General features: G+C 48.6%; 24 protein-coding genes. 16 read left to right on the top strand and 8 right to left on the bottom strand.

Annotation, left to right across the window (positions count from 1 at the left end):
• Nucleotides 1-198: 198 nt before the first annotated feature.
• From BUB38_RS03940 to BUB38_RS03905, 8 genes are all read left to right on the top strand, one after another.
• Nucleotides 199-633: a metal-dependent transcriptional regulator gene (locus tag BUB38_RS03940; protein ID WP_073157320.1), complete on the top strand. Its 435-nt coding sequence runs from the start codon at nucleotides 199-201 to the stop codon at nucleotides 631-633.
• On the top strand, nucleotides 630-914 hold the full coding sequence (locus BUB38_RS03935) for a FeoA family protein (protein ID WP_083541872.1): 285 nt from the start codon (nucleotides 630-632) through the stop codon (nucleotides 912-914). The genes BUB38_RS03940 and BUB38_RS03935 overlap by 4 nt, the downstream gene beginning before the upstream one ends.
• A gap of 37 nt (nucleotides 915-951) precedes the next feature.
• The gene (feoB, locus tag BUB38_RS03930) at nucleotides 952-3,762 is read left to right on the top strand and encodes a ferrous iron transport protein B (RefSeq protein WP_073157317.1); all 2,811 of its coding nucleotides are present in this window, start codon (nucleotides 952-954) and stop codon (nucleotides 3,760-3,762) included.
• A gap of 275 nt (nucleotides 3,763-4,037) precedes the next feature.
• Nucleotides 4,038-5,171, top strand: a complete 1,134-nt coding sequence (locus tag BUB38_RS03925; protein ID WP_175547636.1) for a hypothetical protein — start codon at nucleotides 4,038-4,040, stop codon at nucleotides 5,169-5,171.
• Between the two features lie 127 nt (nucleotides 5,172-5,298).
• Nucleotides 5,299-5,859 carry a DUF3793 family protein gene (locus tag BUB38_RS03920; protein WP_073157315.1) on the top strand — a complete coding sequence of 187 codons (561 nt, stop codon included), beginning with the start codon at nucleotides 5,299-5,301 and terminating at the stop codon, nucleotides 5,857-5,859.
• A 25-nt stretch (nucleotides 5,860-5,884) separates the two neighbouring features.
• Nucleotides 5,885-6,313, top strand: a complete 429-nt coding sequence (locus BUB38_RS03915) for a flavodoxin (RefSeq protein ID WP_073157312.1) — start codon at nucleotides 5,885-5,887, stop codon at nucleotides 6,311-6,313.
• A gap of 86 nt (nucleotides 6,314-6,399) precedes the next feature.
• Entirely contained in the window at nucleotides 6,400-6,627 is a 228-nt protein-coding gene (locus tag BUB38_RS03910; RefSeq protein WP_073157310.1) for a DUF1490 domain-containing protein, read from the top strand.
• A 35-nt stretch (nucleotides 6,628-6,662) separates the two neighbouring features.
• Nucleotides 6,663-8,765 carry a heavy metal translocating P-type ATPase gene (locus BUB38_RS03905; protein WP_073157307.1) on the top strand — a complete coding sequence of 701 codons (2,103 nt, stop codon included), beginning with the start codon at nucleotides 6,663-6,665 and terminating at the stop codon, nucleotides 8,763-8,765.
• On the opposite strand, the gene BUB38_RS03900 is transcribed toward BUB38_RS03905, so the two are convergent.
• The 4 genes from BUB38_RS03900 to ispD form a co-directional block, all read right to left on the bottom strand.
• Nucleotides 8,762-9,367 (bottom strand): HD-GYP domain-containing protein, encoded by a 606-nt coding sequence (locus tag BUB38_RS03900; protein ID WP_073157305.1) that lies wholly within the window; start codon nucleotides 9,365-9,367, stop codon nucleotides 8,762-8,764. The two genes, BUB38_RS03905 and BUB38_RS03900, sit on opposite strands and share 4 nt — an antisense overlap.
• Before the next feature lie 190 nt (nucleotides 9,368-9,557).
• Nucleotides 9,558-10,868: a hypothetical protein gene (locus BUB38_RS03895; RefSeq protein ID WP_073157302.1), complete on the bottom strand. Its 1,311-nt coding sequence runs from the start codon at nucleotides 10,866-10,868 to the stop codon at nucleotides 9,558-9,560.
• Between the two features lie 12 nt (nucleotides 10,869-10,880).
• Complete coding sequence (locus BUB38_RS03890) at nucleotides 10,881-12,260, bottom strand: hypothetical protein (protein ID WP_139258214.1); 1,380 nt, start codon at nucleotides 12,258-12,260, stop codon at nucleotides 10,881-10,883.
• An 87-nt stretch (nucleotides 12,261-12,347) separates the two neighbouring features.
• Nucleotides 12,348-13,067 (bottom strand): 2-C-methyl-D-erythritol 4-phosphate cytidylyltransferase, encoded by a 720-nt coding sequence (gene ispD / locus BUB38_RS03885; RefSeq protein WP_073157296.1) that lies wholly within the window; start codon nucleotides 13,065-13,067, stop codon nucleotides 12,348-12,350.
• Between the two features lie 268 nt (nucleotides 13,068-13,335).
• Here ispD and BUB38_RS03880 point away from each other — a divergent pair, with 268 nt between their 5' ends.
• Together BUB38_RS03880 and BUB38_RS03875 are read left to right on the top strand one after the other, a co-directional pair.
• A complete protein-coding gene (locus tag BUB38_RS03880; protein ID WP_073157293.1) occupies nucleotides 13,336-13,620 on the top strand; it encodes a type II toxin-antitoxin system RelB/DinJ family antitoxin in 285 nt (94 codons plus the stop codon).
• Nucleotides 13,601-13,861, top strand: a complete 261-nt coding sequence (locus tag BUB38_RS03875; RefSeq protein WP_073157425.1) for a Txe/YoeB family addiction module toxin — start codon at nucleotides 13,601-13,603, stop codon at nucleotides 13,859-13,861. Before BUB38_RS03880 ends, BUB38_RS03875 begins: the two co-directional genes overlap by 20 nt.
• Before the next feature lie 174 nt (nucleotides 13,862-14,035).
• On the opposite strand, the gene BUB38_RS03870 is transcribed toward BUB38_RS03875, so the two are convergent.
• The gene (locus tag BUB38_RS03870; RefSeq protein ID WP_073157290.1) at nucleotides 14,036-15,478 is read right to left on the bottom strand and encodes an alanine/glycine:cation symporter family protein; all 1,443 of its coding nucleotides are present in this window, start codon (nucleotides 15,476-15,478) and stop codon (nucleotides 14,036-14,038) included.
• 310 nt (nucleotides 15,479-15,788) lie between these two features.
• Between BUB38_RS03870 and gltX the strand changes: the two genes are divergently transcribed.
• From gltX to queA, 4 genes are all read left to right on the top strand, one after another.
• Nucleotides 15,789-17,261, top strand: a complete 1,473-nt coding sequence (gene gltX / locus BUB38_RS03865; protein ID WP_073157287.1) for a glutamate--tRNA ligase — start codon at nucleotides 15,789-15,791, stop codon at nucleotides 17,259-17,261.
• A gap of 139 nt (nucleotides 17,262-17,400) precedes the next feature.
• Nucleotides 17,401-18,645 carry a BON domain-containing protein gene (locus BUB38_RS03860; protein WP_073157284.1) on the top strand — a complete coding sequence of 415 codons (1,245 nt, stop codon included), beginning with the start codon at nucleotides 17,401-17,403 and terminating at the stop codon, nucleotides 18,643-18,645.
• Between the two features lie 13 nt (nucleotides 18,646-18,658).
• Nucleotides 18,659-19,639 carry a WYL domain-containing protein gene (locus BUB38_RS03855; RefSeq protein WP_073157281.1) on the top strand — a complete coding sequence of 327 codons (981 nt, stop codon included), beginning with the start codon at nucleotides 18,659-18,661 and terminating at the stop codon, nucleotides 19,637-19,639.
• A 2-nt stretch (nucleotides 19,640-19,641) separates the two neighbouring features.
• Complete coding sequence (queA, locus tag BUB38_RS03850; protein WP_073157278.1) at nucleotides 19,642-20,685, top strand: tRNA preQ1(34) S-adenosylmethionine ribosyltransferase-isomerase QueA; 1,044 nt, start codon at nucleotides 19,642-19,644, stop codon at nucleotides 20,683-20,685.
• Nucleotides 20,686-20,765: 80 nt separating this feature from the next.
• On the opposite strand, the gene BUB38_RS03845 is transcribed toward queA, so the two are convergent.
• From BUB38_RS03845 to BUB38_RS03840, 3 genes are all read right to left on the bottom strand, one after another.
• Nucleotides 20,766-21,071: a hypothetical protein gene (locus tag BUB38_RS03845; RefSeq protein ID WP_139258212.1), complete on the bottom strand. Its 306-nt coding sequence runs from the start codon at nucleotides 21,069-21,071 to the stop codon at nucleotides 20,766-20,768.
• Between the two features lie 87 nt (nucleotides 21,072-21,158).
• The gene (locus BUB38_RS16850) at nucleotides 21,159-21,290 is read right to left on the bottom strand and encodes a hypothetical protein (RefSeq protein WP_254917571.1); all 132 of its coding nucleotides are present in this window, start codon (nucleotides 21,288-21,290) and stop codon (nucleotides 21,159-21,161) included.
• 192 nt (nucleotides 21,291-21,482) lie between these two features.
• A complete protein-coding gene (locus BUB38_RS03840) occupies nucleotides 21,483-22,241 on the bottom strand; it encodes a nitrilase-related carbon-nitrogen hydrolase (RefSeq protein WP_073157272.1) in 759 nt (252 codons plus the stop codon).
• 36 nt (nucleotides 22,242-22,277) lie between these two features.
• Here BUB38_RS03840 and BUB38_RS03835 point away from each other — a divergent pair, with 36 nt between their 5' ends.
• Together BUB38_RS03835 and BUB38_RS03830 are read left to right on the top strand one after the other, a co-directional pair.
• A complete protein-coding gene (locus BUB38_RS03835) occupies nucleotides 22,278-24,623 on the top strand; it encodes a peptidase associated/transthyretin-like domain-containing protein (protein ID WP_073157270.1) in 2,346 nt (781 codons plus the stop codon).
• A 42-nt stretch (nucleotides 24,624-24,665) separates the two neighbouring features.
• Complete coding sequence (locus BUB38_RS03830) at nucleotides 24,666-25,349, top strand: M15 family metallopeptidase (RefSeq protein ID WP_083541893.1); 684 nt, start codon at nucleotides 24,666-24,668, stop codon at nucleotides 25,347-25,349.
• Nucleotides 25,350-25,433: the final 84 nt, after the last annotated feature.

The raw sequence follows: 25,433 nt of genomic DNA, 5'->3' as shown, positions 1-25,433 counted from the left end.
TTAACTAAAAACCGTCTGCTTGTTTGTGTGAATGTAATAAAATAATACGAACACATTTTAGATACTGGGGGGACGTAGGGTGTGTAAAAGTCTGATTTTTAACAAAAGTTAGTTAAAGATAATTTTTTATCAAATTTAGCCTTGACTAATTAGCCTAGGCTTACTAAATTTAGTTCTGGCTAACAAAAAGAGGTAACAATGGAAAACGAACACGTAAAGCTCAGCCAGAGCCTAGAGGATTATCTAGAAATGGTGCACATGCTGCGCCTGGCTCATGGCATCGCTCGCGTAAAAGACATCGCCGCTGCCCTGCAGGTTAAAATGCCTTCTGTGGCAAAGGCCATCCTGGAATTGAAAAAGCTTGGCTTGGTCACCCAGGAACCTTATAGCGGTATTGAATTGACGGATGCAGGTCGCAAGGCTGCTGCCGATGTGCTGAATCGTCACATTCTTTTGAAAGGTTTTTTAATTCGTCTCGGCGTTTCCGAAGCCATTGCGGACAAGGACGCCTGCTGTATGGAGCATATCCTCTCGGCGGAGACTCTGTCTAAAATTGAAGACTTCATGAAGCCTTCGGAAACTGTAATCACAACTGTAAAGAAGTTGAAGGTTGCAAAGGGTAACAAAAAATGAGCTGTAATTGCGGCTGTGGCTGCGACGGAAAAACGAAAAAGTGGAACGTCGAGCCGAAATTCTCTGAACTGAAGAAAGGCGACAAGGTGGAAATTATTGGCTACAACGAAGGCGATGCCCGCTACAAGTCCAAGCTCCTTTCCATGGGCCTTGTCCGCGGCGTCACTTTGGAAGTGATGCAGATTGCTCCTCTGGGGGATCCCATTGAAGTGAGTGTCTTGAACTACCGCCTTTCCCTCCGTAGGGAAGAAGGCAATGTGTTGAACCTGAAGAGAATCTAATACCCGATCCGCGGGATTCTAAAGAAAAGAGAATATCATGTCACCAAAACCGTTTACAATCGCTATTGCAGGTAACCCGAACTGCGGTAAGACTGCTTTATTTAATGCCTTGACTGGCTCGCGCCAAAGCGTAGGCAACTGGCCTGGCGTCACTGTAGAAAAGAAGGAAGGCTTCTTCGACCTGGGCGCTCGCCACATCCGTGTGGTGGACCTTCCGGGTACTTACGCCATTTTCGCAAACTCCGAGGACGAACGCGCCGCTGTCGATTTCCTCCTCACTCGCGAAGCCGATTTGATTGTAAACATCGTCGATGCCACGAACATTGAACGTAACATGTTCCTGACCACCCAGCTGGTGGATATGCAGCAGCCTATGGTCATCGCCGTGAACATGATGGATATCGCTGAACAGCGCGGTCTCCATATTGATCTTGAAGCACTCTCCAAGCGTTTCGGGGTTCCCGCCATTCCTCTTTCTGCGGTGAACGAAAAGAGCATTACCAATTTCATTAGCCAGATGGCCCATGTTATCTCTAGCCCTATTGCCATCCCTGCCGGTCTCACCTATGGTGACAAGGTGGAGAATGTGGTGAAGGAATTGGAATCTCTGGTCGCTCCTGTGGCAAAGTTGCTTGACGCAGAACCCCGTTGGGTTTCCTTGATGTACCTGGGTAACAGTAACAGCTATGCAGACAAGTTTGCTGCTGCCGGTGTTGCCTTGAACAGGGATGAAGTTACTGCAAAGCTTGGCGAAGAATCTGAATTCGTCATGGCCGATGCCCGCTACAGCATGGCCCACGAAATCGCCGGTACGGTAATCGTTGGTGATCGCGCCAAGAAAACGCATTCTGATAAGTTGGATGCAATCCTTTTGAATCGTTGGCTTTCTCTTCCCATCTTCCTTTTGGTGATGTACCTGGTGTTCTGGGTGGCCGTGACCATCGGTAGCGCCTTTATTGATTTCTTTGATATTTCTTTCGGTGCCATTTTTGTGGATGGCCTGGGCTATTTGCTTAGCGATGTGATTGGTGCTCCTGCCTGGATTTCTGCAGTTCTTGCCGATGGTGTTGGCGCTGGTATTCAGACTGTGTCTACCTTTATTCCGGTGATCTTCTTCATGTTCCTCTGCCTTACCTTCTTGGAAGACTCTGGTTACATGGCTCGCGCCGCCTTCGTGGCGGATCGCTTTATGAGATTCCTGGGCCTCCCTGGTCGTGCATTCGTTCCCATGATGGTGGGCTTCGGTTGCGGCGTTCCGGGTATTATGGGTTCTCGCGTTCTTGAAAGTAAGCGCGAACGCTTCCTCACCATATTCCTTGTGCCTTTCATGAGCTGTGGCGCCCGCTTGCCGGTGTACGCTCTGTTCGCTGCGGCCTTCTTCGGAAAGCAGGCTGGAACCATCGTGTTCCTGCTTTACCTGGTGGGTATTGTGTTCGCCATCATTTACGGTCTGTTCCTGAAGAAATCCTTGTTCATGGGTCAGTCCAGCAATTTCGTGATGGAACTTCCTAACTATCATTTGCCGAAGATCAAGTCCTTGCTGATTCATTCCTGGCTCAAGCTGAAGGACTATGTGATTCGCGCTGGTAAGGTGATTACTGTTGCCGTGGCTATTCTCGGCTTCCTCAATGCCTTTGGCTATGTGGATGGCAAGTTTACCGCCGGTAACGCAGATTCCGAAAACAGTTTGCTTTCTTCTGTGGGTAAGACCATTACCCCTGTGTTTGAACCCTTTGGTGTCGAAGAAGATAACTGGCCGGCCTCCGTTTCCCTCTTTACCGGACTCTTGGCTAAGGAAGCTGTCATCGGCACCATGAACTCTCTGTACTCCATGGCTCCGAAGAGTGAAGCGGTGGAAGGCCCTCAGGCTGAACCCGCTGCACCTTCTGAAGCCGCAGAAATTGTCGCTGAGGAAGCCCCGGCTGTTGAAACCGCCCCGGCACCAGAAGGAGAAAGTGTGGCTGTTACCGACAGCACTGCTGCTTCTGCTGACTCCAACGTCATTCTGAGCGAAACCGCATCCCGTGTCATTCCGAGCGACTCTCCTAGCGTCATTCTGAGCGCAAGCGAAGAATCCAGTGCGGAACCTGCCGAAACCGCCGCAGTTGCAGAACCTCCCGCCGAAGAAGAAAAGCCTCTCATCGCAGGTGTTGACGAATGCCCTGCAGAAGAAGAGGAAGATGGTGCTCCTGATCTCAAGGCTGCATTCATTGAAGCAGTTTCTTCTATCCCTGCAAACCTCAGCGAAGTCTTTGGCTCTCTTACGGACATCCTGGGAACCTCTGGCGAACTTGAAGCCCAAAGCGCTGCAGAACTGAAGAAGGAAACCTTGGATAAGATCCAGGAAGCCAAGGTCTTGACCTGCGAAGAATATGCCGCTATCGAAACCTTCGGCGAAGAAGAGGAGGACGAAAAGACTCGCGAAGCTGTATTTGCAAAGCTTGCCGCTGCCGGTATCGAATTGGATGAAGATGCCATGGGTGCTCTTGAAGAAGGCGACCTGAGCGAAACCGCCGACATCTATGCAAACCTCCGTTCCTACTTCCATAACGGCGGTCACGACGGGTTCAATTGGCAGGTGTTTGCCTTCCTGGTATTCATCCTGCTGTATGTGCCTTGCTTGGCAGCCATGGGCGTGGTGGTCCGCGAAATCGGCCTGGGTCTTGGCGTGCTGATGGCGACTGTTCAGACGATCCTTGCTTGGGCCATTGCCGTACTTCTCTACCAGATTCCTGTGGGCGGAAGCACCGGCTGGATTGTCACGGCAGTGATTGTCCTCATTGGTACTGGAATCTTCCTGAAACTCTTCGGCATCAAGGCTAACAAGCAGAAGAGATTCGAAGACTGATGAGGTTCCAGGTTCGAGGCGCGAGGTTCCAGTTTTAGAAATTGTAATGTAGCGTTCGAAGATGGAAATGAGTGTGAATCGAGAAATACAAAAAACGTAAATCGGGGCCGTTGGAACGTGTCTCCTCCAACGGCCCTAATTTACAAACTCGTGGTTAGTCTAGTCTAATAAAGTTTACTTAAGCTAAAAACAACTGCGCGGCGATTATCCATTAGATGATGGCAATGCCCGGCACAGCCTTTAAAGTTTATAACAAAAAGAAAAAAGGAAAAACAATGAAATACAATATTGCATTCGGTTTAATGACCGCCTCCCTCCTTGCAGCAAATACTTTTGCAGAAGAAGCCGCTTCCGCTGAATCCGCTGCAGAATCCAAGGGCCCTGAAGTCGCAATTTCTGGCGAAGTCGAGTTCGATGCCTACACCGGCGATCTATTCAATGACGACGAAGTTACCCATAGCTACGCCTCCACCTTTGATTTGAATTTTGCAGTAAAGTTCAATGATCAATGGTCTGCAGAGGTGCAGTTGGAAGCGGATGGCGAATCTACTGATCCTGCCGCTATTTACAATGGCGCATTCGTTCAGTACACCAAGAGCGAAAATTTTGTGGTCAAGGCCGGTGACTTGACTTTTTCTGAGGGAGCTTTCCTGAACTACTACGGCTACGACGATCCTGCCGACAATGCCGCTGGTATGGCCGAACACGACATCCGAGGAGTTGAAGTTGACTATAATGGCTTTGTTTTTGGCCTTGGCTTTGGTCGCGGCGACAACGACAATCAAGTATGCTTTGAAGAAGATGGTGAAGAATCGTGCGTAGGCGTTGCATACAACGCTCACTTGGCCTATGAATTGGGCTTAGGCGAACACACGGTTCGCCCCTATGTGGATTACAAGTCCTATCAGGAACCGAAACACAATGAACTCCACGCTGGTGTGGATGCCAACCTGAAATTTGGCGGCTTCGGATTCCACGCCGTGTATGGTCTCCATGTGGATGCCCTTGGTGAAGATGAACCGGGTGCAACTCATGCCTTCCTGGTGGAACCCTCTTTTGAAGTGGGTGGCTTTAACATCAAGGCAACCGCATTCTACGCTCTCTTTGACGAAGATGCTCCCATCGATCACGGTGAAGAAATCCCGGAATACTTCTTTGCCTATGTGGAACCCAGCCTGAATTTGGTGGGCGCTCTTACCTTGGGAATCCCGCTGGAATACCACAGCAACACCTTGGATAGCGATGAGGATTTGGGTTCCTTTGCTGCAGGCCTCCGTCTTTACTTTGCCCCTGTAGAAGGTCTTGAAATTACCGGCTTCGGTATGCTGAATAAGCCCCTGGGTGATGACTACGGCGACAATGACGACATTAGCTTGCAGCTTGGTGTGGAAACCGTCTTCGCCTTTTAAGAAAATGCCATAAAACCTCCGCCAGCTCAAAGTTATGTTACCTCATTGAGCTGGAGGGTTTCCCGCCCCGGTAAATGCCGCGGGCGGGATATATTTGGCAAAAAATTAAAGTTAGACTAATCTAATTATGGCTAGAATGTTTGATTCATGTCTCGTTCGGCAATGTGCGCCTACACTAGCTGGCGTAAAGGTGGGGAATTTATTCTGCCTTGAAATTGCCGACGGCCTTCTGTTATGCAATCTTCTTTCCCGCTGGAATAAGGTTTTGAATCCTAAAGGCGTTTTTGTCAAGGTTGTTGCAGAGAAAAGAGGCTGTTATTACATCTATGTCTATAGGGATTGTGCGCTTAGATCTCTTACCTGTTCTTGTGAAATCCAGAATTTCCTGAAAAGATTCGGGTATGCGAAATTCGATGTGGATTCCTTGCTAAAATCGTTTCGAAAGCGCATGATGAAATCTGTTTGTTTTCCCCATGAAGTAGGGGTTTTTCTGGGATATCCCTTGGATGATGTGCGGGATTTTATCGCCAACGGAGGCAGAAATTACAAGCAAATAGGCTGTTGGAAGGTTTATAACGACGTTCAAAATTCCATGCATATTTTTGAGGTCTTTAAAAAATGCAAGGAGATTCTTTGGACTCGATTTGAACAGGGTGCTTCCTTGGAACGCTTGACTGTCGCAAGTTGATTTACTAAAAAAAAGGAAAAATAAAATGAGTAAAATTGCAGTTATTTATTGGTCCGGAACCGGAAATACCGAAATGATGGCGAAGGAAATTGCTGCTGGCGCACAAGGTGTCGGCGGAGACGTTTCAATTTTTCATACCACCGAGTTTTCTGCAGATTCTGCAGCGGTGTTTGAAAAGTTTGCTCTAGGTTGCCCTGCCATGGGTGCCGAAGAATTGGAAGACAGCGAATTTCAGCCTCTTTATGAAAAAATGAAACCTGCTCTTGCTGGCAAGAAGGTGGCTCTTTTCGGTTCATACGGCTGGGGCGGCGGCGAATATATGACTCCCTGGAAAGAGGATGCAGTTGCCGCGGGCTTGAACCTTGTGGATGAACCCTTGGCTGTTGAAAATGCTCCCGATGACGACGCAAAGGCTAAGTGTCAGGAACTGGGCAAGGTTTTAGCTTTGGCTTAAAATAAAAGTTAGCTGGTCTAACAAAGTTAAATTGGCTAACAAAATTAGAGTGTCTAACTTAGTTAAAAACTAACAAGGAGTAACCTATGTCTATCTTCAAAAATGAAAAGTTCTGGTTGGTGGTTGCTGGTGCTGTTGGCTCCGCTATTACCAAGAAAGTGCTCAAGGCAAAGAAAACTCGTGAACTTGCTGTAACTGGCCTTGCTCACGGCATGAAGTTCTCTGCCGATGCCAAGGCTGCCTTCCAGGATATGAAAGACGAAGCTAACGACATTTGCAACGACGCCAAGTCCGAAGCAGGCTTGGACAAGTAATTTTTCTTGTCAAGTCATCTTGTGTAGGTAAGTTTATGAAATTCAGAATCGCATACGATCGGCCGGGGCGTATCCGTTTTCGCTGTGGTCCTTACGCCTTTGAACCTAAGTTTGAAGGCCGTATCCATAAGGCTTGCGTGGGGATTCCTTGCGTAAAGTCTGCGGTAATCCATAGTGCCAATGGAAGCCTTTTGCTGAACTATGGCTGCGATGAATCTGCAGAAACAACTGCTGAAAATCGCCAGATGATTCTGGATTTTGTAACTGCCTTAAAACCGAGGGAATTGCCCGAAGTGGATCCGGATACGGATTACCAGTTGCAATCCCTGGATGACAATTTCCAGAACAGCCTGTGCAAAATGATAGCCCGCCGCTATCTCATGCGCTGGTTTGTTCCTTTGCCGATTCGAACGGCCATAACGGTTTTCCGCGGCCTCAAATATGTGGCTAAGGGATTATCCACTCTTGCAGAAGGTAAGTTGACCGTCGAAGTTCTGGATGGTGCCGCCATTGGAGCCTCCATGCTCCAGAAAAATTATGAGTCCGCAGGTACGGTCATGTTCCTGCTAGGGGTTTCTGGCTTATTGGAAGATTACACCAAGGCTCGCACCCGCACAGCGCTTACGGGCAGCCTTGCCGTAAAAGTGGACAAAGTCTGGGTGGTTAAAAATGGCGTGGACACCTTAGTCAACTTGAAGGACGTGGTGCCGGGTGACTTGGTGAGAATCCGCGATGGTGCCATGATTCCTGTGGACGGTACCGTTGTAGAAGGGGAAGCCTTTGTCAACGAATCTACCATGACCGGCGAGTCCAAGGCGGTGCTGAAGAACGAAGGTAAGACTGTTTTTGCTGGCACCATTTTGGACGAAGGCTCCTTTGTGGTAAAGGTCCGTGCCGTTAATGGAAATACAAAAATCCAGAAGATTATTGAACTTATTGACCATAGCGAAGATTTGAAGGCTGGTATTCAAAGCCGTGCAGAACATCTGGCGGATAGCATTGTGCCTTTCAGTTTTTTTGGATTTGGCCTGACGCTTTTATTTACCCGAAACATTACCAAGGCAGTTTCAATTCTGATGGTGGATTATTCCTGCGCCATTAAACTTTCTACCCCGATTTCTGTGATTTCTGCGTTGCGCGAGGCGGCGGACATGAATATGACGGTGAAGGGCGGAAAGTATCTGGAGGAATTTGCCTTGGCAGATACCATCATTTTCGATAAGACGGGGACGCTTACCAAGGCGGAACCGAAACTTCAGAAAGTCATTGCCTTTGGTGGTCGTTCCGAAGAAGAAATTTTAAAGATAGCGGCCTGCATCGAAGAACATTTTCCCCACAGTATGGCCCGGGCCATTGTGAACGGTGCCGCAGAACGTGGCATTGACCACGCGGAAGAACATGCGGACGTGAAGTATATTGTGGCCCACGGCATTGCCACAACCCTTAGAGGTGAGAGGGCTGTCATCGGTAGCAGGCATTTCGTAATCGAGGATGAAAAGGTTCTCGTGACGGAACAACAGCAGGCGATCATCGAAGAAGTGGGCGGTGCCGCATCCGTCATCTACTTGGGTATTGGCGGCAAGTTGGCTGGTGTCTTGTGCATTAGCGACCCTCCGCGAGAAGAGGCTGCCACTGCCATTAAGCGCCTTCGTGAAACCGGTATTCGGAATGTGGTGATGATTACAGGCGATAGTCAGAAGGCTGCAGAACGTACCGCTGAAATCCTGGGAATAGACACTTTCTACGCACAAGTTTTGCCCGAAGACAAACACAATTACGTGGAACGGATGAAAGCAGAAGGCAAACGCGTCATTATGGTGGGGGATGGCATTAACGATGCTCCCGCCTTGGCTGCCGCAAACGTTTCTGTTGCCATGAGCGATGCTTCCGACATTGCCCGGGAAACTGCGGACGTTACTCTCCGAGGGGAAAATCTGGAAGACTTGGCTGAGCTTCGCGTTCTGAGCCAAAAGCTGATGGATCGAATTCAGACCAACTATAAGTTCATCGTCACCTTCAATACGGGGCTTTTGCTGGGCGGTTTCCTTGGATTCCTTTCGCCTACAACATCAGCGTTCCTGCATAATGCCTCCACCATGGCTATATGTGCCAAGAGCATGACTAAAATTGGAACTTAACTCTGCATGGCGCAGACGGCTGTGCCCGATTTAATTAAATCATCCCAATTTTCCAAAGCGACTTTAACCACGTCGGGATCGTACATGATTCCTGCGTTCTTTTTTATTTCTTCCTTACAGATGGAAACGTCCATTCCCTTGCGATACGGACGGTCCGAAATCATGGCGTCGATGGAATCGGCGATTGCGATAATTCTTGAACCCAGGGGAATGTTTGCGCCGGACAGTCCATCGGGATAACCTTTACCGTCCCAGCGTTCGTGGTGTCCGCGTACAATGATAGCTACGTTCTCAAATAGCTTTGCCTTCCGTAAAATTTCGTAACCTTGCAAAGAATGGGATTTCATGATTTCCCATTCTTCATCATTCAATCGTCCTGCTTTTAAAAGAACGTCGTCGCGTATGCCAATTTTCCCAACGTCATGCAAGTGTGCCGAAATATGGAATAGTTCTTCCTGATCGCCTGAAATGCCAAGGAACTTGCATAGGGCTTCCACCATTTCCGCTACGCGGGAGGAATGGAAACTGGTGTAGGAATCTCTTGCTTCCAGGGCGGAAACGACGCACAAGATTAAGTCATGGTATTGAGATAAGGCTGACATGTGACCCTCCTTCCGATGACTTAAAGTTAGTTAAAGCTAACTATTTTGTAAATACATTCCCATCATTTTCTTAATGCTGATCGGTACTGGAATTAACGCTCGAAGATGGAAATGAGTACGAATCGAAAAAAATTAGGACTGATGATTTCTTCATCAGTCCCTTTTTTATATACTGACTTGTCTTGTTTTTTTAATTGATTAGAGTCATTCGACTGATTAATATATTTGTTGTTTCGTTTTCGTTTTGTTTAGCACTGAATGCTAGTACATGTTTATTAATTGGATTAAAACCATTAAATTCTTTTTCTAAATCCTTCCATAGTATGTAAGAAATCTTTTTCTCCCCTTTGTCAACGGTGACATTTGCACTATCATTTGTAAGTGTGCCGTTCGTCTCGTAGCTGTGAAATGATAACAAGAAATTTTTGTCTGAAGAATATTCTATACAGAAACCACCGGCTTTGGCTAACTTTGCCTGATCGCCTGGATCATTCACAAGAACAGTGTTGTTTCCTAATAAAGTAATTTTGTATTCTTTAACGGATTCTAGGTCTATCCTGTTCTCTTTAAAACCTAAGGGCGAGAAGTATTCGATATGTTCTAGCGGAAATTCCTCGCCGTCGCATTCGAAATGAACATCGGGTTTCAATGTTGTGATTTTATGAATGGTTATAGAGCTATTACCCAAATAGCTGATAAAATTGATTGATTCTACCTTTTCTATTGAAAATCCTTCTGAGTTGCCATTGTCTTCTTGTTTCTCCATCAAACCTTCATTTTCATCCCATGACCATGTGAATGAATTTTTTTCGCCATTTGTATTAGGCATCTCTTTGTAAAGCAAAATAGGTTTATTACCGCTACTCTCATCGACGACGTTAGCATGTAGATCTCCTGAACCAGTGTATTCAACACAGAATCCACCCCAAGGTTCAATATTCATGGTATTTGGGTATGTTGCCAAAGGCATTATTAACATGCTTGCTTCAGAAAGTTGTGCTGTTACTCCGTCTGAACTTGTTTTGCTCGAATCTGAGCTATACTCTGGGACATACATACTAAATTTTCGACCAAAACTATTAAACTCTGGATCTTCTTCCGCGTCATAAATCACGGAGCCGGTGCAAGATTCGAATGCGCTGCTGCTGGATTCTGTGACAGAAGAAGAACTGCCTGGATCAGTTGCTGAACTGGAACTGTCCGTGCTGTCGGAAGATTCTGCATCGCCGTTGTCCTTGCTGGAAGAACTGAGCTCGCTGTCGCCACCGTTGGAAGAACTGAGTTTGCTGTCGCTGCTGCTGTCGTCGCTGCCATTGTCGCTGTCGCTAGAAATTTCTGCGAAGGCGTTGCCGTTGTCATACTTGTCCTGGAAGTCTTCCAGGTAGTCGGTGCAGGCTACAAGTGCGACGAGGGAGGCGGCAAGGACTGGATTCTTCGCTTTGCTCATAATGACGCGGGCGGGATTGCTCAGAATGACGCGGGCGAGGTTGCTCAATTTCATATCATCCTCTCCTTAGAAAAACAGTGTAACGCCTACGCCAACAAGGCCTGCGGCGGCAATTCCCAAACCTACGGCTCGCAACGTCTGTGCGTTTTCAATCTTATCACAACGGTCGTCGTATTCTTTACGGGTAAGCGTTTTCTTTTCGCTTTCCTTCTTGGCCTTGCTGTTGAAGACTGCGGCCATTACACCACCGCCAATCATGACAGCCCCTGCGATAGCGGGCGGAATCCAGGACTTCTTCTTGCCGCTGTCTGCTGCTGCGTCCTTGGCTGCATCGTTGGCGGCAACATCCTTCGGTGTTTCTTGAACTGCGGAATCTGCTACAGAAGTGATGAGTGCAGTTGTGTCAATGGAAGCCAACTTCTTGACGACTGGTGCAGGTTTTGAGGAATCTCCCATAACAACTTCAGAGGAAATATCTCCCTTCGCCTTGGCGCGTCGAATGTCCTTCTGGCTTCCCCAAATCCAGCGGCCCACCAGGTCCTTTTCCTGGTAGGCGGCAGTGAATTCCACACGGCCTCTAAAGTTCTGCATTTTGCCGTCGGTTCCCAGGGGCAGGTTCACTTTCTTGTCTACTGCACTGACGATGATGTGCGAGAAGTTTCTGCCGGAGGGTAGGGATTCAACATTAAAGATCTGCGCTCCGTTTAGAAAGTAGGAACCCGCAACCGGTCTGTTCATATCCAGATAAAAATCCAGGTATTCAGGTTCCAGCACGATCTTCATGTTGGCTTTGTTCTTTTCTAGAGAGTCATTTATTACTTTGATTCGATCGACGAATAGGGGTGCGAATTCATCGTGTGCTTGACGGACTACGACTTCGCTGCACTTTTCCACCCAGCGTTCCAGCAGGTTTTGCTGCACCTTCATGCGCTCTGCATCAAAGTATAGGTTGAAATCATAGGTCGCGTCAAAGGCCCCTTCTAGATTCAAAGGTTCCAATGCGATTTCGCCATCCATGCGTAACATCTTTTCCTTGGAAACGAGAATTCCGCCCAGGGCGTTTGCGCAGACCTGAATCTGTTCGGTGCGCTCTGCCAGGGTGTTTCCAACCTTAACGGCGTTCAAGCTTAATTCACCTGTCAGTTCCATGTACTGGGCTTCGAATTCGGGCAGGTCCACGGAATAGAAATGTCCGCATTCCTCGTCCAGCACGTCGTTGATGGAAATCATGGAACAGCGGTTGTTCATTTCTGCAATCTTGGATGCTCGGGTCAACAGCTCGTCAATTTGAGGATTGCTTTCGCCTAAATCGGTCTTGATGTTTTCCAAGTTCTGCTGAAGGCTTTCTAATTCGGCAGGGTCTTTCACAAAAATGGATACGGTTTGGCTGGCAATGGAAAATGCTGCCAACGCGCCGATAAATGCCACGACTCTTAAAATGTTCATATCCTAATTCACCAACAAGGTTGAGTTTCCCAAAACTCCAATATACTGAATTACCAATGTAATAAAATAATATGAGAATCCTGTTTGTTACTTCAGCTTTGCGGCGAAGATTTCGAAGTCTTCGGGCGTAGTCAGTTTGTCGTTGGCGGCCGCGCCTTTGACGATGTAGACGGTTTCTCCGAAGAATTCCAAAATGCTGGCTTCGTCGGTGGGGACAAAGTCCAGCGGCTCTGCGGCGATACGCTTGTACAGCGACTTAAGAACGTCGATGCGGGCTGCCTGGGGAGTCTGTGCCATCCAGACGGTATTGCGGTCGATGGTCTTTTCAACGCGGCCGTCTGCTGCGATCTTGATGGTGTCTACGGCAGGCTTTGCCACAAGGCATGCCCCCTTGTTCAACAAGGTGTTGCAAACGTCCAGAATGATTTCCTTGCTAATAAAGGGGCGAGCCACGTCGTGAACGAGAACGTATTCTGCATTGCTGGTCAAGGCATTGACGCCGTTTTCTACGGACTGCCAACGTTCTGCACCGCCTACAACAATTTTCAACTTGGCTCGCATTTCTGGAGTGAGGCAGGAGTTGCTCGTGTCTGCGGCCGACCCGAAAAGTTCATCTTCAAAATGGCTTTTCCAGTCGACAGGTACAGCCATCACCACTTCGGCAATTTCGTCCATCTGCAGGAACGTCTCAAGGCAATAACGGTAAACAGGCTTGCCGCCCAAAAGCATCAGCTGCTTGGGAATGTTTCCGCCCATGCGCTTGCCCAGGCCACCGGCCGGGAGAACCACTGCAAATTTCTTGTCCATGTGACCGCCTATGAAAGGAGATTGGTAATTGTGCGCTTCAAATTAGTTTTTTTACAATCATTTTACGCAAGAATGTGAAACATTTTTCCCTTTAAAAACGTGTATAGAAAATAGCAGGAACACTTTCTTGCTTCAGGCCATAACAAGGCTTGATTTGCGAAACATAACGTGAAAAAGGAAAAAGATGGCTGAAATATCGGTAAAATGTTGTGATGGCTTGCAAAATGCAAGCGAATGTATTACATTGTCGGAAAATGGAGGTTTAATTATGGCCCTTTCTACAATTTCCGCAAGAATCGAAACCAAGGACAAGGAACGTTTCGACAAGTTCTGCGAAAAGGTGGGGCTGTCTACGTCCTCTGCCCTCAACTTGTTCGTCAAGGCGGTTCTCAGGGAGAATCGCATCCCTTTCGAAATTTCCCTTCCGGATCCCTTCTATAGCGAAAGCAATATGAAGTTCTTGGAAGAAGGCGCTGCGGCCATTAAGGCTGGGAAGGGGGTTGTTCATGAACTGATTGAAGTTGGGGGGGATGATGAAGAAGAACTGGTTTGATAAAGCCTGGGAAGATTATCTCTACTGGCAGTCCCAAGACAAGAAAACCCTGAAACGAATCAATCAACTCCTTAAGGATGTTGAACGAAGTGCCGAAGATGGAATCGGCAAACCGGAGCCTTTGAAAGGTAAACTATCCGGTTTCTGGAGTCGTCGAATCGATGATGTGAATCGCTTGGTGTACCGAGTTAATGGAGACGTCATCGACGTGATTTCCTGTAAGGGACACTACGAGGATTAACTGACAGTAAAAAAAACAGATGGTTTATCACCATCTGTTTTTTTATTAAGCGTGTTTGCCTTACATTTTTCTGCCGCGAGTTATTAAGGCAAAAATAATTGCGATTATAATGCCCAGAAAGAGCCATCCGCCAATTGCGCCAAGTCCGGAACTGGCATAAACGTCCTAAATTTTTTATTCGCCCACCTTGCCGTCGTGCAAGCGATCCAGGAAGTCCCTGGTTTCGAGAGCTACGATGCCGCTCAACAGAATCAAGGCAATCAAGTTGGGGAATGCCATGAGGCCGTTGAAAATGTCAGCGCAAGTCCAAACGGCGCTTACGGTCAGGTAGGGGCCGATAAAGATGGCTGCAACGTAAATCCAGCGGTAGGCGAGGATTGCCTTTTTCTTCTTGCCGCCGATCAGGTACTGCAGGCACTTTTCAGAATAGTAGGCCCAGCCCAAGATGGTGGTGAATGCGAAGAACACAAGAGCGATTGCCAGGAAGTAAGGAGCGATGGTTGCGCCACCGGGGAAGAATGCGAGACCGCGGGAGAATGCTTCCATGGTGATGTTCACGCCTTCCAGGCCAAGCTTCGGATCCCAAGCGCCAGAAACCACAATGGCAAGGCCGGTCATGGTACAAATGATGATGGTGTCGAAGAAAGTACCGGTCATGCAGACCAGGCCCTGACGGACAGGTTCGTTGGTCTTTGCGGCGGCCGCTGCGATAGGTGCGGAACCGAGACCAGCTTCGTTACTGAAGATACCGCGGGCGATACCCTTCTGCATGGCGATAAAGATGGTGCCCACCACACCGCCGGTAACAGCGCTGGGGTTGAAGGCTGCGCGGACGATGGTCTGGACCGCTTCGGGAATAGCAGCGAAGTTCATCATGAGCAAGAGCATGCAAGCGAGAATGTAGAGGATTGCCATGACAGGAACGATATAGGTAGAAACCTTGGCAATGCGCTTCAGACCGCCGATAATCACGAAGGCGGAGAATGCGGTGACCAGAACGCCTGCGATGGCGGTGGTGATGCTGACGGAGTTTCCGCCGATGTTCACGAATTCAGCTGCGTTAGGAGTGAGTCGAGCCATGGCGCTGGTAATGCCGTTCACCTGGGTGATGGTGCCGATGCCCATGACGCCTGCACAGACACCGAAGATGGCGAAGAGCACTGCCAGCCACTTCATATTCCAGCCGAAACGTTCCTTGATGCCTGTTTCGATATAGTAGAAAGGACCGCCAAGAACCTTGCCGTCCTTGTCCATCTTGCGGTACTTCACGGCCAGAACGCCTTCGGCGTACTTGGTGGCCATGCCGAAGAAGGCTGCTACCTCCATCCAGAAGAGTGCGCCCGGGCCACCGGTGCCGATAGCGGTTGCCACACCCACGATGTTACCTGTACCGATGGTTGCGGCAAGTGCGGTGCAAAGTGCGCCGAAGCTAGAGACTTCGCCCTGGCCGCCCTTTTCGTTGTGGAGCATGTAACGCAGAGCGTTGGGGAGGTTTACCACCTGCAGGCAGCCCAGACGGACCGTGAGGAGGAGGCCTACAAACAAGATGACGACAATGAGGGGAATTCCCCAAACATAGCCATCGATGGTATCAAGAAAAGCGGTTAAAGCTTCCATATCGATCCTTTGGCTACGCGGATTTGCCAAAAGACAAATTCGCTATGAATAAATTGCAGGTGAAATGTAGAAACATATGAGTCAATTTGTTGATGCTCAATGGGAAACGTGATGGAATTGGGAAAAATATTCGCTAAAATTGTCTGCTCGTGGATTGGTTTTACATTTTATGTAGGTGCTTTGTTAGCCTCGTGGGAGACTGCGAGGAAATCTTGTTTTTTTGAAATTGCTAAATTTTGACATAGAAATTTTTAAACTATGGAGCTGTGACAAGATCTCTTGCGCGGCTGCCCTAAAAAAGGAATACAATATGTGCGATTGCTGCAATAACAAGCGTCCCGTCCGTGTACGTTTTGCCCCCAGCCCCACCGGTTACCTCCACGTTGGCGGTGCCCGTACTGCTATCTACAACTACTTCTTTGCAAAGGCCATGGGCGGCGTGTTCTACCTCCGTATCGAAGATACCGACCGTAAGCGTTATAACGAAACTGCACTGCACGACTTGATGCGCGACCTGAAGTGGCTTGGCCTCCAGTGGGACGAAGGTCCGGGTTGCGAAAAGGATTGCGGCCCCTACTTCCAGAGCGAACGCTTGCACATCTATAACGAACAGATCAAGAAGTTGCTGGACTCCGGCGATGCCTACTACTGCTTCTGCACCGAAGAACGCCTCCAGGAAGTCCGTGCCGAACAGGAAAAGGCCGGCGTCTCCGTGACCGGTTATGACCGCCACTGCCGTAACATTCCTCGTGAAGAAGCTGAAGCCCGCATTGCCGCTGGCGAAAAGGCTGTGATCCGCTTCAAGGTTCCCGAAACTGGCGTTACCGAATTCGACGACATGATCCGCGGCCACATCTCTTACCAGAATGAACTGCTGGACGACCTGGTTCTCATCAAGCGCGACGGTTACCCCACTTATCATTTCGCAAGTGTTTGCGATGACCACCTGATGGGTACCTCTCACGTGCTCCGCGGTGACGAATGGATTTCTTCTACTCCCAAGCACGAATTGCTGTACAAGGCCTTCGGTTGGGAACCTCCTGTATGGTGCCACCTGCCGGTGATTCTCGACAAGAACGGCGGTAAGCTTTCCAAGCGTAAGGGTGCTGCCTCCGTGGGTGACTTCCGCGACCTGGGCTACCTGCCCGAAACTCTCGTGAACTACCTGGCTCTCCTGGGCTGGAATCCGGGTGACGACCGCGAAGTCATGACCATCAAGGAAATGATCGACTGCTTCACCCTGGAACGCATCAACCCCAAGCCCGCAAGCTTCGATGAAAAGAAGCTGCAGTGGATGAACGGCCAGCACATTCATATGTGCGACGACGCCATGCTCCTCGGCATTATGAAGGAAGGTCTGGCTGCCAAGGGCTTCGACCTGAGCGCCGAACCTGAAGCACGTCTCCTGGAAATTGTGAAGAACCTGAAGCCCCGCGCACACTTCGTGCAGGATCTGGCTGACATGTCCACCTACTTCTTCAAGGCTCCGGAAACTTACGACGAAAAGGGTGCCAAGAAGCACTTCGGTGAAGGCTCCAAGGCTCTCTGCCAGCAGGTCCGTGACATGCTGGCTTCCATCGAAGATTTCAAGACCCCGGTCATCGAAAAGGAATTCTATGCTCTGGCAGAACGCATCGGCCACAAGGTGGGCGAACTGGTGGGCGCTCCCCGCTTGGCAGTTTCTGGCGTTACCGCTGGTCCTGGCCTGTGGGAACTCTTCGAACTCCTGGGTAAGGAAGAAACCCTCCGCCGTATCGACGTAGCTTTGCCGCTCATGGGGTAAATTCAATAGGTCGGCGCAAAGCGCCTTTGAGGTGTGAGGTCGCCCCTTTCGGGGCTCTGAGGTTTCAAGGTACCTCATACCTCTAGGAGCGAAGCTCCGACCTCATACCTGACCGCCTCCTACTTTCTAGTAATAATCAATGCGTGTTCAGTTTCCTCATAAGTTGTATAGTCAGAGGCTATTCTGTTGCCGTTGCCAGAAGGTAACGGACCACGATATTTTTGCCCAGGAAAACTATACCACTTATGGGGGCTTGGACCCTCATATTCCTGTGCTGTGCTGCTGTACCCGCTGCACGGCCCTTTTTGTTGCCTTTTCTAACGAATTTTGTTTCTGCCGAAAGGAACACATCAATTCCGACTACGCCAAGATTTTCGGGCATAACCGTGTGGCTCCGGGTAACTGGCTCTACTTCAAGAAGAGTCTTAAGCCTGGTCTTGTAAAAAGTGTCTTCCAGGGCCCCGAAAAAGATATCATGGTTCTGGATTATGGTAGCGGTCCCGAAAAAAAGGTAGAATGCCCCAAGGTGACAATCCAGAAAGAAGAGTCTACGGATGGTTACCGGTTGCTGCCGGCACAAAGTGCCCATACGCTTCTTGGAGATCAGGTCTACCATACCATTCGCGACCAGTTCGGCGTTGCCGTGGGCATGGTGAACGATGGCGAAAAAGACAAGCTGGCTGTTTTGTTAAAAGACAAAACCCTGTTGTTCATTACCTTGCCGTTGCAGGCTCAGAATGCGCCTAACGATAAACTTACCCAGGCGGTGTTGGGCAAGGTAAAACAGGTGTTCCCGCAGGATGCTTCCAAGGTTTCCATTGAAGTGGGGCAGGGTGTGGTTTACCTTAAGGGAATGGTCCGCAACCTTTCCATTAAACGTGCCATGAAGGCTTGCATTAACGGCCTCCCTAAGGTGCGTGGTTGTGTTGACTTTACCCGAATCCAGACGGACTCCTACATCACGGATACTCAAATTGAACGTGCGGTTATCGCCTTGCTGGAATCACCCAATGTCCACCTGTTCAATTATGATGTAAAGGTCCTATTCGGCCGTGTAGAAGTTTCCGCCTATTGCAACGAAAAATATTACTCCAGGGATCTGGAAAATAAGGTGGCTGAAATTTCTGGTGTGTTGGCGCTTCATTGTGCCATTTCCGTGATTCCTGCCGATCAAGTTGAAAATGAAATGCTGTGCAAGGAACTGGAAACGGATCTGGCCTTGCATTCCATTATGCAGGGGGCTGTGGTAAAGGTTTCCTGCGTGAACAAAAAATTCCTGCTGGAAGGTCATGTGCGTTCTGTTATTCAAAAACAGGCTGCGTTCCTGTCTGTGGTAAAGAAGGCAAAGACCGCTTCCATTGAAAACCGTTTAAAACTTCTGTAACTGGAGAAATCCTATGGCAAGTGGTTACGAAAAAATCAATAATATCAAGGGCTTCCTAAAAAGTAAGGTCACTGTAAAACAGCTTGCCTCTTTGTTGAATTGCGGCCCTCGTACGGTATTCCGTCATCTGGATGTCGTTGCCAAGGAAAACTGCGGACTCCGTAAGTTTAAGGAAAATGGCGAAACTTATTATGTTATTCAAACTGACAAGGAGATGAACTTCAACCAGGAAGTGGTTCGTCAACTTGAAAAGGTCAAGAAGAGCCTTTCTGTCGCTAACGCGGCCGACTTGAAGACAATCAAACTGCTGGAAAAGGTGATTGATTCCATGCAGACCACCGATCCCGAAGACTTCAAACCCGATGCCATTTCTACGGACCCGGACTACATTCTGGATTACGGTCCTTTCTGCGATAATAAATTGCAGGATTCCATGGTGAACAAGGTGCTGAAAGCCATTCACGATGGTTCCATGATCCGCATAAATTACACTCACTCCGCCTCTTCTGAAAAACCAGAGACGAAGATAGTGAATCCTATCAAGGTCATTATGCGTATGGATACCCTGTATCTGATAGCCGCAGATGAAACTTATGAAGAAACTCAGGTGTTCAAGAACTTCATGTTCGAAAAAATTTCCAACGTGACGATTACGAATGTTCCCGCACCTAAGCTACCCTTCGATGCGAAGATCCATTATAAGTATGCTTTCGCCAAGTATACCGATTCTAAAATCACTCCTGAAGATGTTTCCCTGTTGGTCAAGACCAAGTGGCTTCAGACTCAGTTTGAACGTTCCCACTTCTTCCCGGAAGCAACCCGCCGTCTCGATAAGAATGGCAATATGGTTGTGGATGTAAAACTCCGCATCACCCCTGATTTTATTACTTGGCTCATGGGTGTTTCTACGGAAATCTCTATTCTTAAGCCGGAAACCCTCAAGAATAAGGTTCGTGAAAGTTTGCTGAAGGCTTTGGCCGAAATGGATGCGTAACCATGGAACATAATCTTTCTGACTACAGTTTTGAATTTCCTCCCGAACTGATTGCCAGCCGCACGGCGGGCAAGGGCAAGACTCGCATTTTGCATTGCCCTAAGGACGGTGGTGAACGTCATATCATGAAGGCTGCCGATATCGTAGATCTTTTCAGGGCCGGTGACTGCCTGGTGGTGAACAACACCAAGGTGATTCCTGCCCGCCTTTATGGAAAGACCATGCACGACGGCGAAGTAGAAACCTTGCTGGTGCAGGCCATGATTCCTGCCGAAGATGGTTCTGCCCGTTACGAGGCTCAGGTTCGCCCGGGTAAGGCTTTTAAGGTGGGCCGCGAATTGATAATCGCTGGCGTTAAGACCACTGTAGAATCTATCAACGAAGACGGTTCCCGTGTTCTGCGCTTTGCCGTAACGCCCGTTGAACTGGAAGCGGTGATGAATGCCCAGGGACACGTGCCCCTGCCGCCCTACATTAACCGCCCCGATGACGAAGAAGACAAGAAGGCTTACCAGACTATTTTTGCCAAGTATTCCGGTGCCGTTGCCGCTCCTACGGCAAGCCTCCACTTTAGCGAAGAGATGCTGCAGGCTCTAAAGGACAAGGGCGTCAAGGTCGCCGAAGTTACACTGCATGTGGGACCCGGTACCTTCCAGAATATTTCTGTAGAGGATTTCACTCAGCACAAGATGCACGGTGAACACTACGAACTTACAGAAGAAAATGCTCGCATCATTAACGAGGTAAAAGCCGCCGGTGGCCGCGTTGTTACCGTGGGTACCACAAGTACCCGCGTGGTAGAAACCATCGCCGACGACAACGGCGTTGTCCGTGCCCAGAGCGGTGTCACTCACGCGTTCTTCTATCCGGGTTATCGCTACAAGATCGTAGACGGCTTGCTTACCAATTTCCATTGGCCCAAGAGTTCCCTGATCTTGCTGGTGTCTGCTTTCTATGGCCGCGAAAACACTCTGGCCGCCTACAAGATGGCTGTAGAAAATCGCCTGAAGCTGTTCAGCTACGGCGACGGCATGCTGATCCTTTAGAATCCAAACGTCACCCAGAACGTCACCCTGAATTTATTTCAGGGTCTCAGGGTCTCTGTGCCTCGGGTCTCAGGGACTCCCTACTTGTCCTTGCGTTGCGGGAGCGTCCCGAAGTAACCTTGCTGCCTTAGGGCGGCAAGAACTTTCAGCTGATTTTCCTGAGTCTCGTTCAATATTTCGTCTAAAACAAACTGAGGAATTCTCTTCAGTGGCTTAAACTCGTTGGGAACGCCTGAGTAGTCGCTCAACTGCCAGGCCACCATCATCTTCTTCAGAAATTCGCTCCAGGGAAAATTGTCCTTGATAGACATATAGAACTGGGCTGGTTTCTTTCCGTCCTTGCCTTCTAAAAGCAGGGATCCGTCGCGAAAGCATGATAAAAGCACAGCCTGCCGTTCCTGATTTAGGGTGGCAGGCTGCGCGGGTATAACAAGGATTATTTTCATTTTTTGAAGCTAAATTGCCTTGGCTTTTTAGGCGGCGAGTTCGCGGCGAATTTGAGAATACTGGTAGCCAGAAATCGAGGTAATCTTGAGGACCAGTTCGCGGGTAACTCCTGCTTTAATCAACGCCTTGACATACTGCAACTTATTTTCGTTTGACATGATGCACCTCTCTCTTTTTTGACGTTGATATCCGTTTTACATGAAGAAAGATACAATTAATTTTTGACATTTGGCTGTCATCTACATCACATTTTCAAAGAAAAATTCTTCAAAAGATTCCGTAAGTTGTTGATACTCAATGAGTTGCCGAAAATGACGTTGTTTTGATATTGTGATTTAAATCATTCCAGTTTAGACTATTCCTTTCAGGACGGGAAATGCCTTGCGGTATTCCTCTTGCGGAGCCGATAAAATGGTCCCCTGGATCACTTTTTCTCCCATTTCTCCCTGGGCGATAACCTCGCCGGTGGGGGAGATAATCATGGAATTTCCGTATTGGTTTGCGGCAGCTACATAAACCTGATTTTCGATGGCGCGGGCTTTCAGCAGGGTGATCCAGTGTTCCTTGCGAATGACGGGCCAGGCTGCCTGAATGGTAATGAGTCTTGCCCCGGCTTTTACGGCGTCGCGGAACAGTTCCGGAAAACGCAGGTCGTAGCAGATGGCGGCGGCGACATTCCACTGGTTTATTTTGAATAAGCTAACGGAATCGCCAGGGATGAAATCCACTTCGGGGAAGAAGGGCTTTCGCTTGTTATAGCAGGCGGCTTCCTCTTTGCGACCGGGCAGATAAAGGCTGGAATGGTTTTGCATCAGGGGGGCGTTCTGACCTTTATTGGGAACTGTAGAAATTCCAGCGCCAAGGACTGCACATCCAGTTTCGTCGGCCAGTGTGCTCAAGAAGTTGGCGGTGAGTCCTGCATCTGCATGGCCGAAGTCTTCTGCATATTTGGCAGGCTCTTCGGGAATGTACCCTGTGGCGAACATTTCAGGGAGAATGATAAGGCCGTCCCTGGGATTGCATTCGTCTAATAGTTGACGGACTTTCCTGAAGTTTGCGGTTTTATCGTTTAAAACCGCTTCCATCTGTACTAAATAAATCTTGAGCATGGTATACCGAAATATAAAATTTCTAATTTAACTAGTATGAGTATTCGACGCCTTATCGTTTTTCTGTCTGTGGTATTTTTTGCTGTCGTAGCATTCGGTGCTACGCCGACCCTAATTTCGGGTGTGGTTCTTGAAGCCGAAAATGACTTGCCCATTAAGGATGTGACTATTACCTATGTGTCGGGTAAGTCCGTGGGTGAAACGAATTCAGATGGCCGATTTGAGTATACCGTAAGCTCCAGTAATGCATCCCTCGTCTTTAAGAAAGATGGCTTTGATAGCGTTGTGGTGGAACTTCAGGATTTTGCCGACCTGTTCGATATGGTGGTTACCTTGAGTACCAACGTTCGTAGCCTGGGTGCAAGTACCATTGTTGGCGGTAGCGCCGAAAAAGTTCAGTGGGAAGTTGAACGCAAGATTAATCTGGATAAGCTTGAAGATGCTGCCGGTATGCGTTTCGACCTTACGGAACATTTGAGTCAGATGCCTGGTATTTCTGGCCAGAAGGATTTTAGTAGTGCTCTTTACTATGATGGTTCCCGTGCCGGTGATGTGGCTTACCATCTAGGTCGTCTCCGCATTCCCAACATGCGTCATCTGGATGTGGGATTCCCGGGTAACCTTTCTGTGATTAACCCTCATACCTTGAGCGGTATCGAAATTCATGACAACTATGGCGAAGGTCCCATCGGTCAGGGCCTGGCAACTTCTGTGCAATACATTCCCGAACAGACCAAGGGCGATTGGGGCTTGAGAGGAACTGCTGGCATTACCATGAGAGAAGTTGTGGTGGATGCTCCGTGGCTCTTCTGGGATAGTTTCCGTTTTGCATTCCGAATGCTGGACGCAGACATGTTGAAGAACATGGGAGAAAAGTTCTTCTCTGAGTTCCGTAAGAATACCGATGATTGCAAGGATTGCAAGGTGGCTGAATCGAACCCCTATGACCTGAGCGCCATGGATGTTTATGCCCAGTTTAACGGCTCGGATTCCGAAGGAAATACCTGGGCTCTGCGAACCTTGTATAGTTCCGACGAATATAGCGTACACCAGGATACTTCTAGACGCATTGATTCTGTGGCCTTTATCGATATCATTGAAGGTGTGCAGTCTTACTTGGTCATTGGCGCCGAATATGAATCCCGTTTTGGTACCAGCTTCCACGCAGGTATGGTTCGCGAACATGTGGGCGACACCTTGCGCGATACGATTGGTTTCCGTAGCCCGGGCAGTACCGACCAGGATATGGCAAAGGCTTTCATCGACAGCTACGAACAGACCCACACAACTCTTAGCGGTGGCCTGGATAAGAAATTCAAAGGTGATATCTATGGATCAAAGTTAAGCGGAGCTCTTCTGTATGAACATCATATTCTTGAACATAAGTATCCTGAATTTGGTGGTGTTCAATCCAAGGATCATCAGACGGGTGTGCTTTCTGGAGCGGGTCGTCTGAACTGGAAGAGCGACTACTCTCAGAAGATTCTTTCTTTGGGTGCTGTTGCCGATGCGGGTGAACATGAAGCCGCTCCTACGGCCTCTTTCGATTATCAGCAGAATCTTTCTAAGACCGATACTGCTTTCTGGCGCCTTTTTGGTAATGCCGCCTACCGCAGCGACTGGAAACCTTACTTTGATGATGGCGAACTGACTGGACGTCTGGAATCGGGTGTTTCCGCTAAGCTGGGCCTTGGTTATAATTCCAAGTACTTCATTGCCCAGGCTTCTGGTTTTGGTCGTTATTATGCGGATCCGCTGCTGCCCTTGCCTAAGGCCTATGCCCGTTATAATGATGTGACTCCGGTGGATTTCGCCTGGGTAGCCGGTGCTTCGGGTTCTGCAGAATTAAAGACTTCTCACCATTTCTCCATGGCGACAAACATCAGCTCTGTCTACGGTGAATATGAACTGGATGGCGGTAGGAGCTTGCCTTGGGAAGCCAATTCCCGTCTTGATATTCTTTCTCACTTCCGCTACTATCCCCGCAAGGACTCTATCGTGTCTGTAATTTTGACTCATCATGCAGCCTTGCATCGTCCGCTGTATTACTATTCGATTACCCCGGCTACAGCCAATTCCATTGGCACTCGAGAACTGAAAGATTATCACCAGTTTACGGATTTCTTCCGCACAGACCTTCGCGTCAATTTGGATTTGATTCCCAAGAAGAGTTTCTTCCGTACGGCCAGGTTCTATCTGGAACTGGATAACATCTTTGCAAATCTGGATGTTGAATTCCTGGGTTCCGACAACTACCGCGAACGTTCTTATGTAACTCGTGATGACCGCAAGAAGAATTCTGCTGACGGTTATGATCTGGTTCCCTTTATGGCTAAGGGCTTGGGATTGTACCCTCAGTTTGGTGTAGAAGTTCAGTTCTAGTTTAGCTTGTTCCGCCTTCTTGTAATTTTGGCCCTTTGTGGTATGGCATTGGCGAATCCTACGGATGTCGCCTTTGTTCCGCCTAAGCCCGAAAAACCTTTGCGATTCTGTTCCGCAGTAAAGCAGTGGATTGCCTTTGCCGAACAGGATTCCAGCCTTGTGGAAATTACCCGTATGAAAGGCTTGCGCATGGATTTACGCTATGCGACTTTTGATAACGTAACGGGACATGACTTGTATTGCGGCGTGCAGCGGGCTTTTGTCCGCAAAGAAGCCTACGAGAAATTGAAGAAAACCATCCGTGTCATGGAACAGGAATTCCCGGGAGCCAAGCTAGTCATCTTTGATGCCGCTCGACCTGTTTACGCTCAGGCAGCCCTGAGGAATACCGTGCGAGGAACTCCATATTCCCATTACGTTTCTTCTCCGGTGAAAGGGGGACTTCATAATTTCGGACTTGCTCTGGATTTGAGTCTTACGGATGCAGAAGGAAACTTGCTGGATATGGGGACTGATTTTGATTCCTTTGAACGCTGTGCGGGTTCTGTAGGGGAGTCTGAAGCTTTGCAAAGTGGTCGTTTGACTCAACAGCAGATAGACAATCGCAATAAACTTCGTTCTATTATGAAAAAGGCGGGATGGGTTCCTCTAGGAAGCGAATGGTGGCATTTTAATGCCTTTACCCGAGATTATACCTACGAAAATTTTGAGAAGTTTGGCATCTAATTTCCCCTATGCTTGCTTTCCTACATACCCTTTAGGGTTGATTTTTGAGTGGTGAGTTGTTGCATATAAATCATATAGAATGTA

It is taken from the genome of Fibrobacter sp. UWH5 (assembly GCF_900142505.1).
In the GTDB taxonomy this organism is placed as follows: domain Bacteria; phylum Fibrobacterota; class Fibrobacteria; order Fibrobacterales; family Fibrobacteraceae; genus Fibrobacter.
This window is presented reverse-complemented; position numbering and strand designations above follow the sequence as displayed.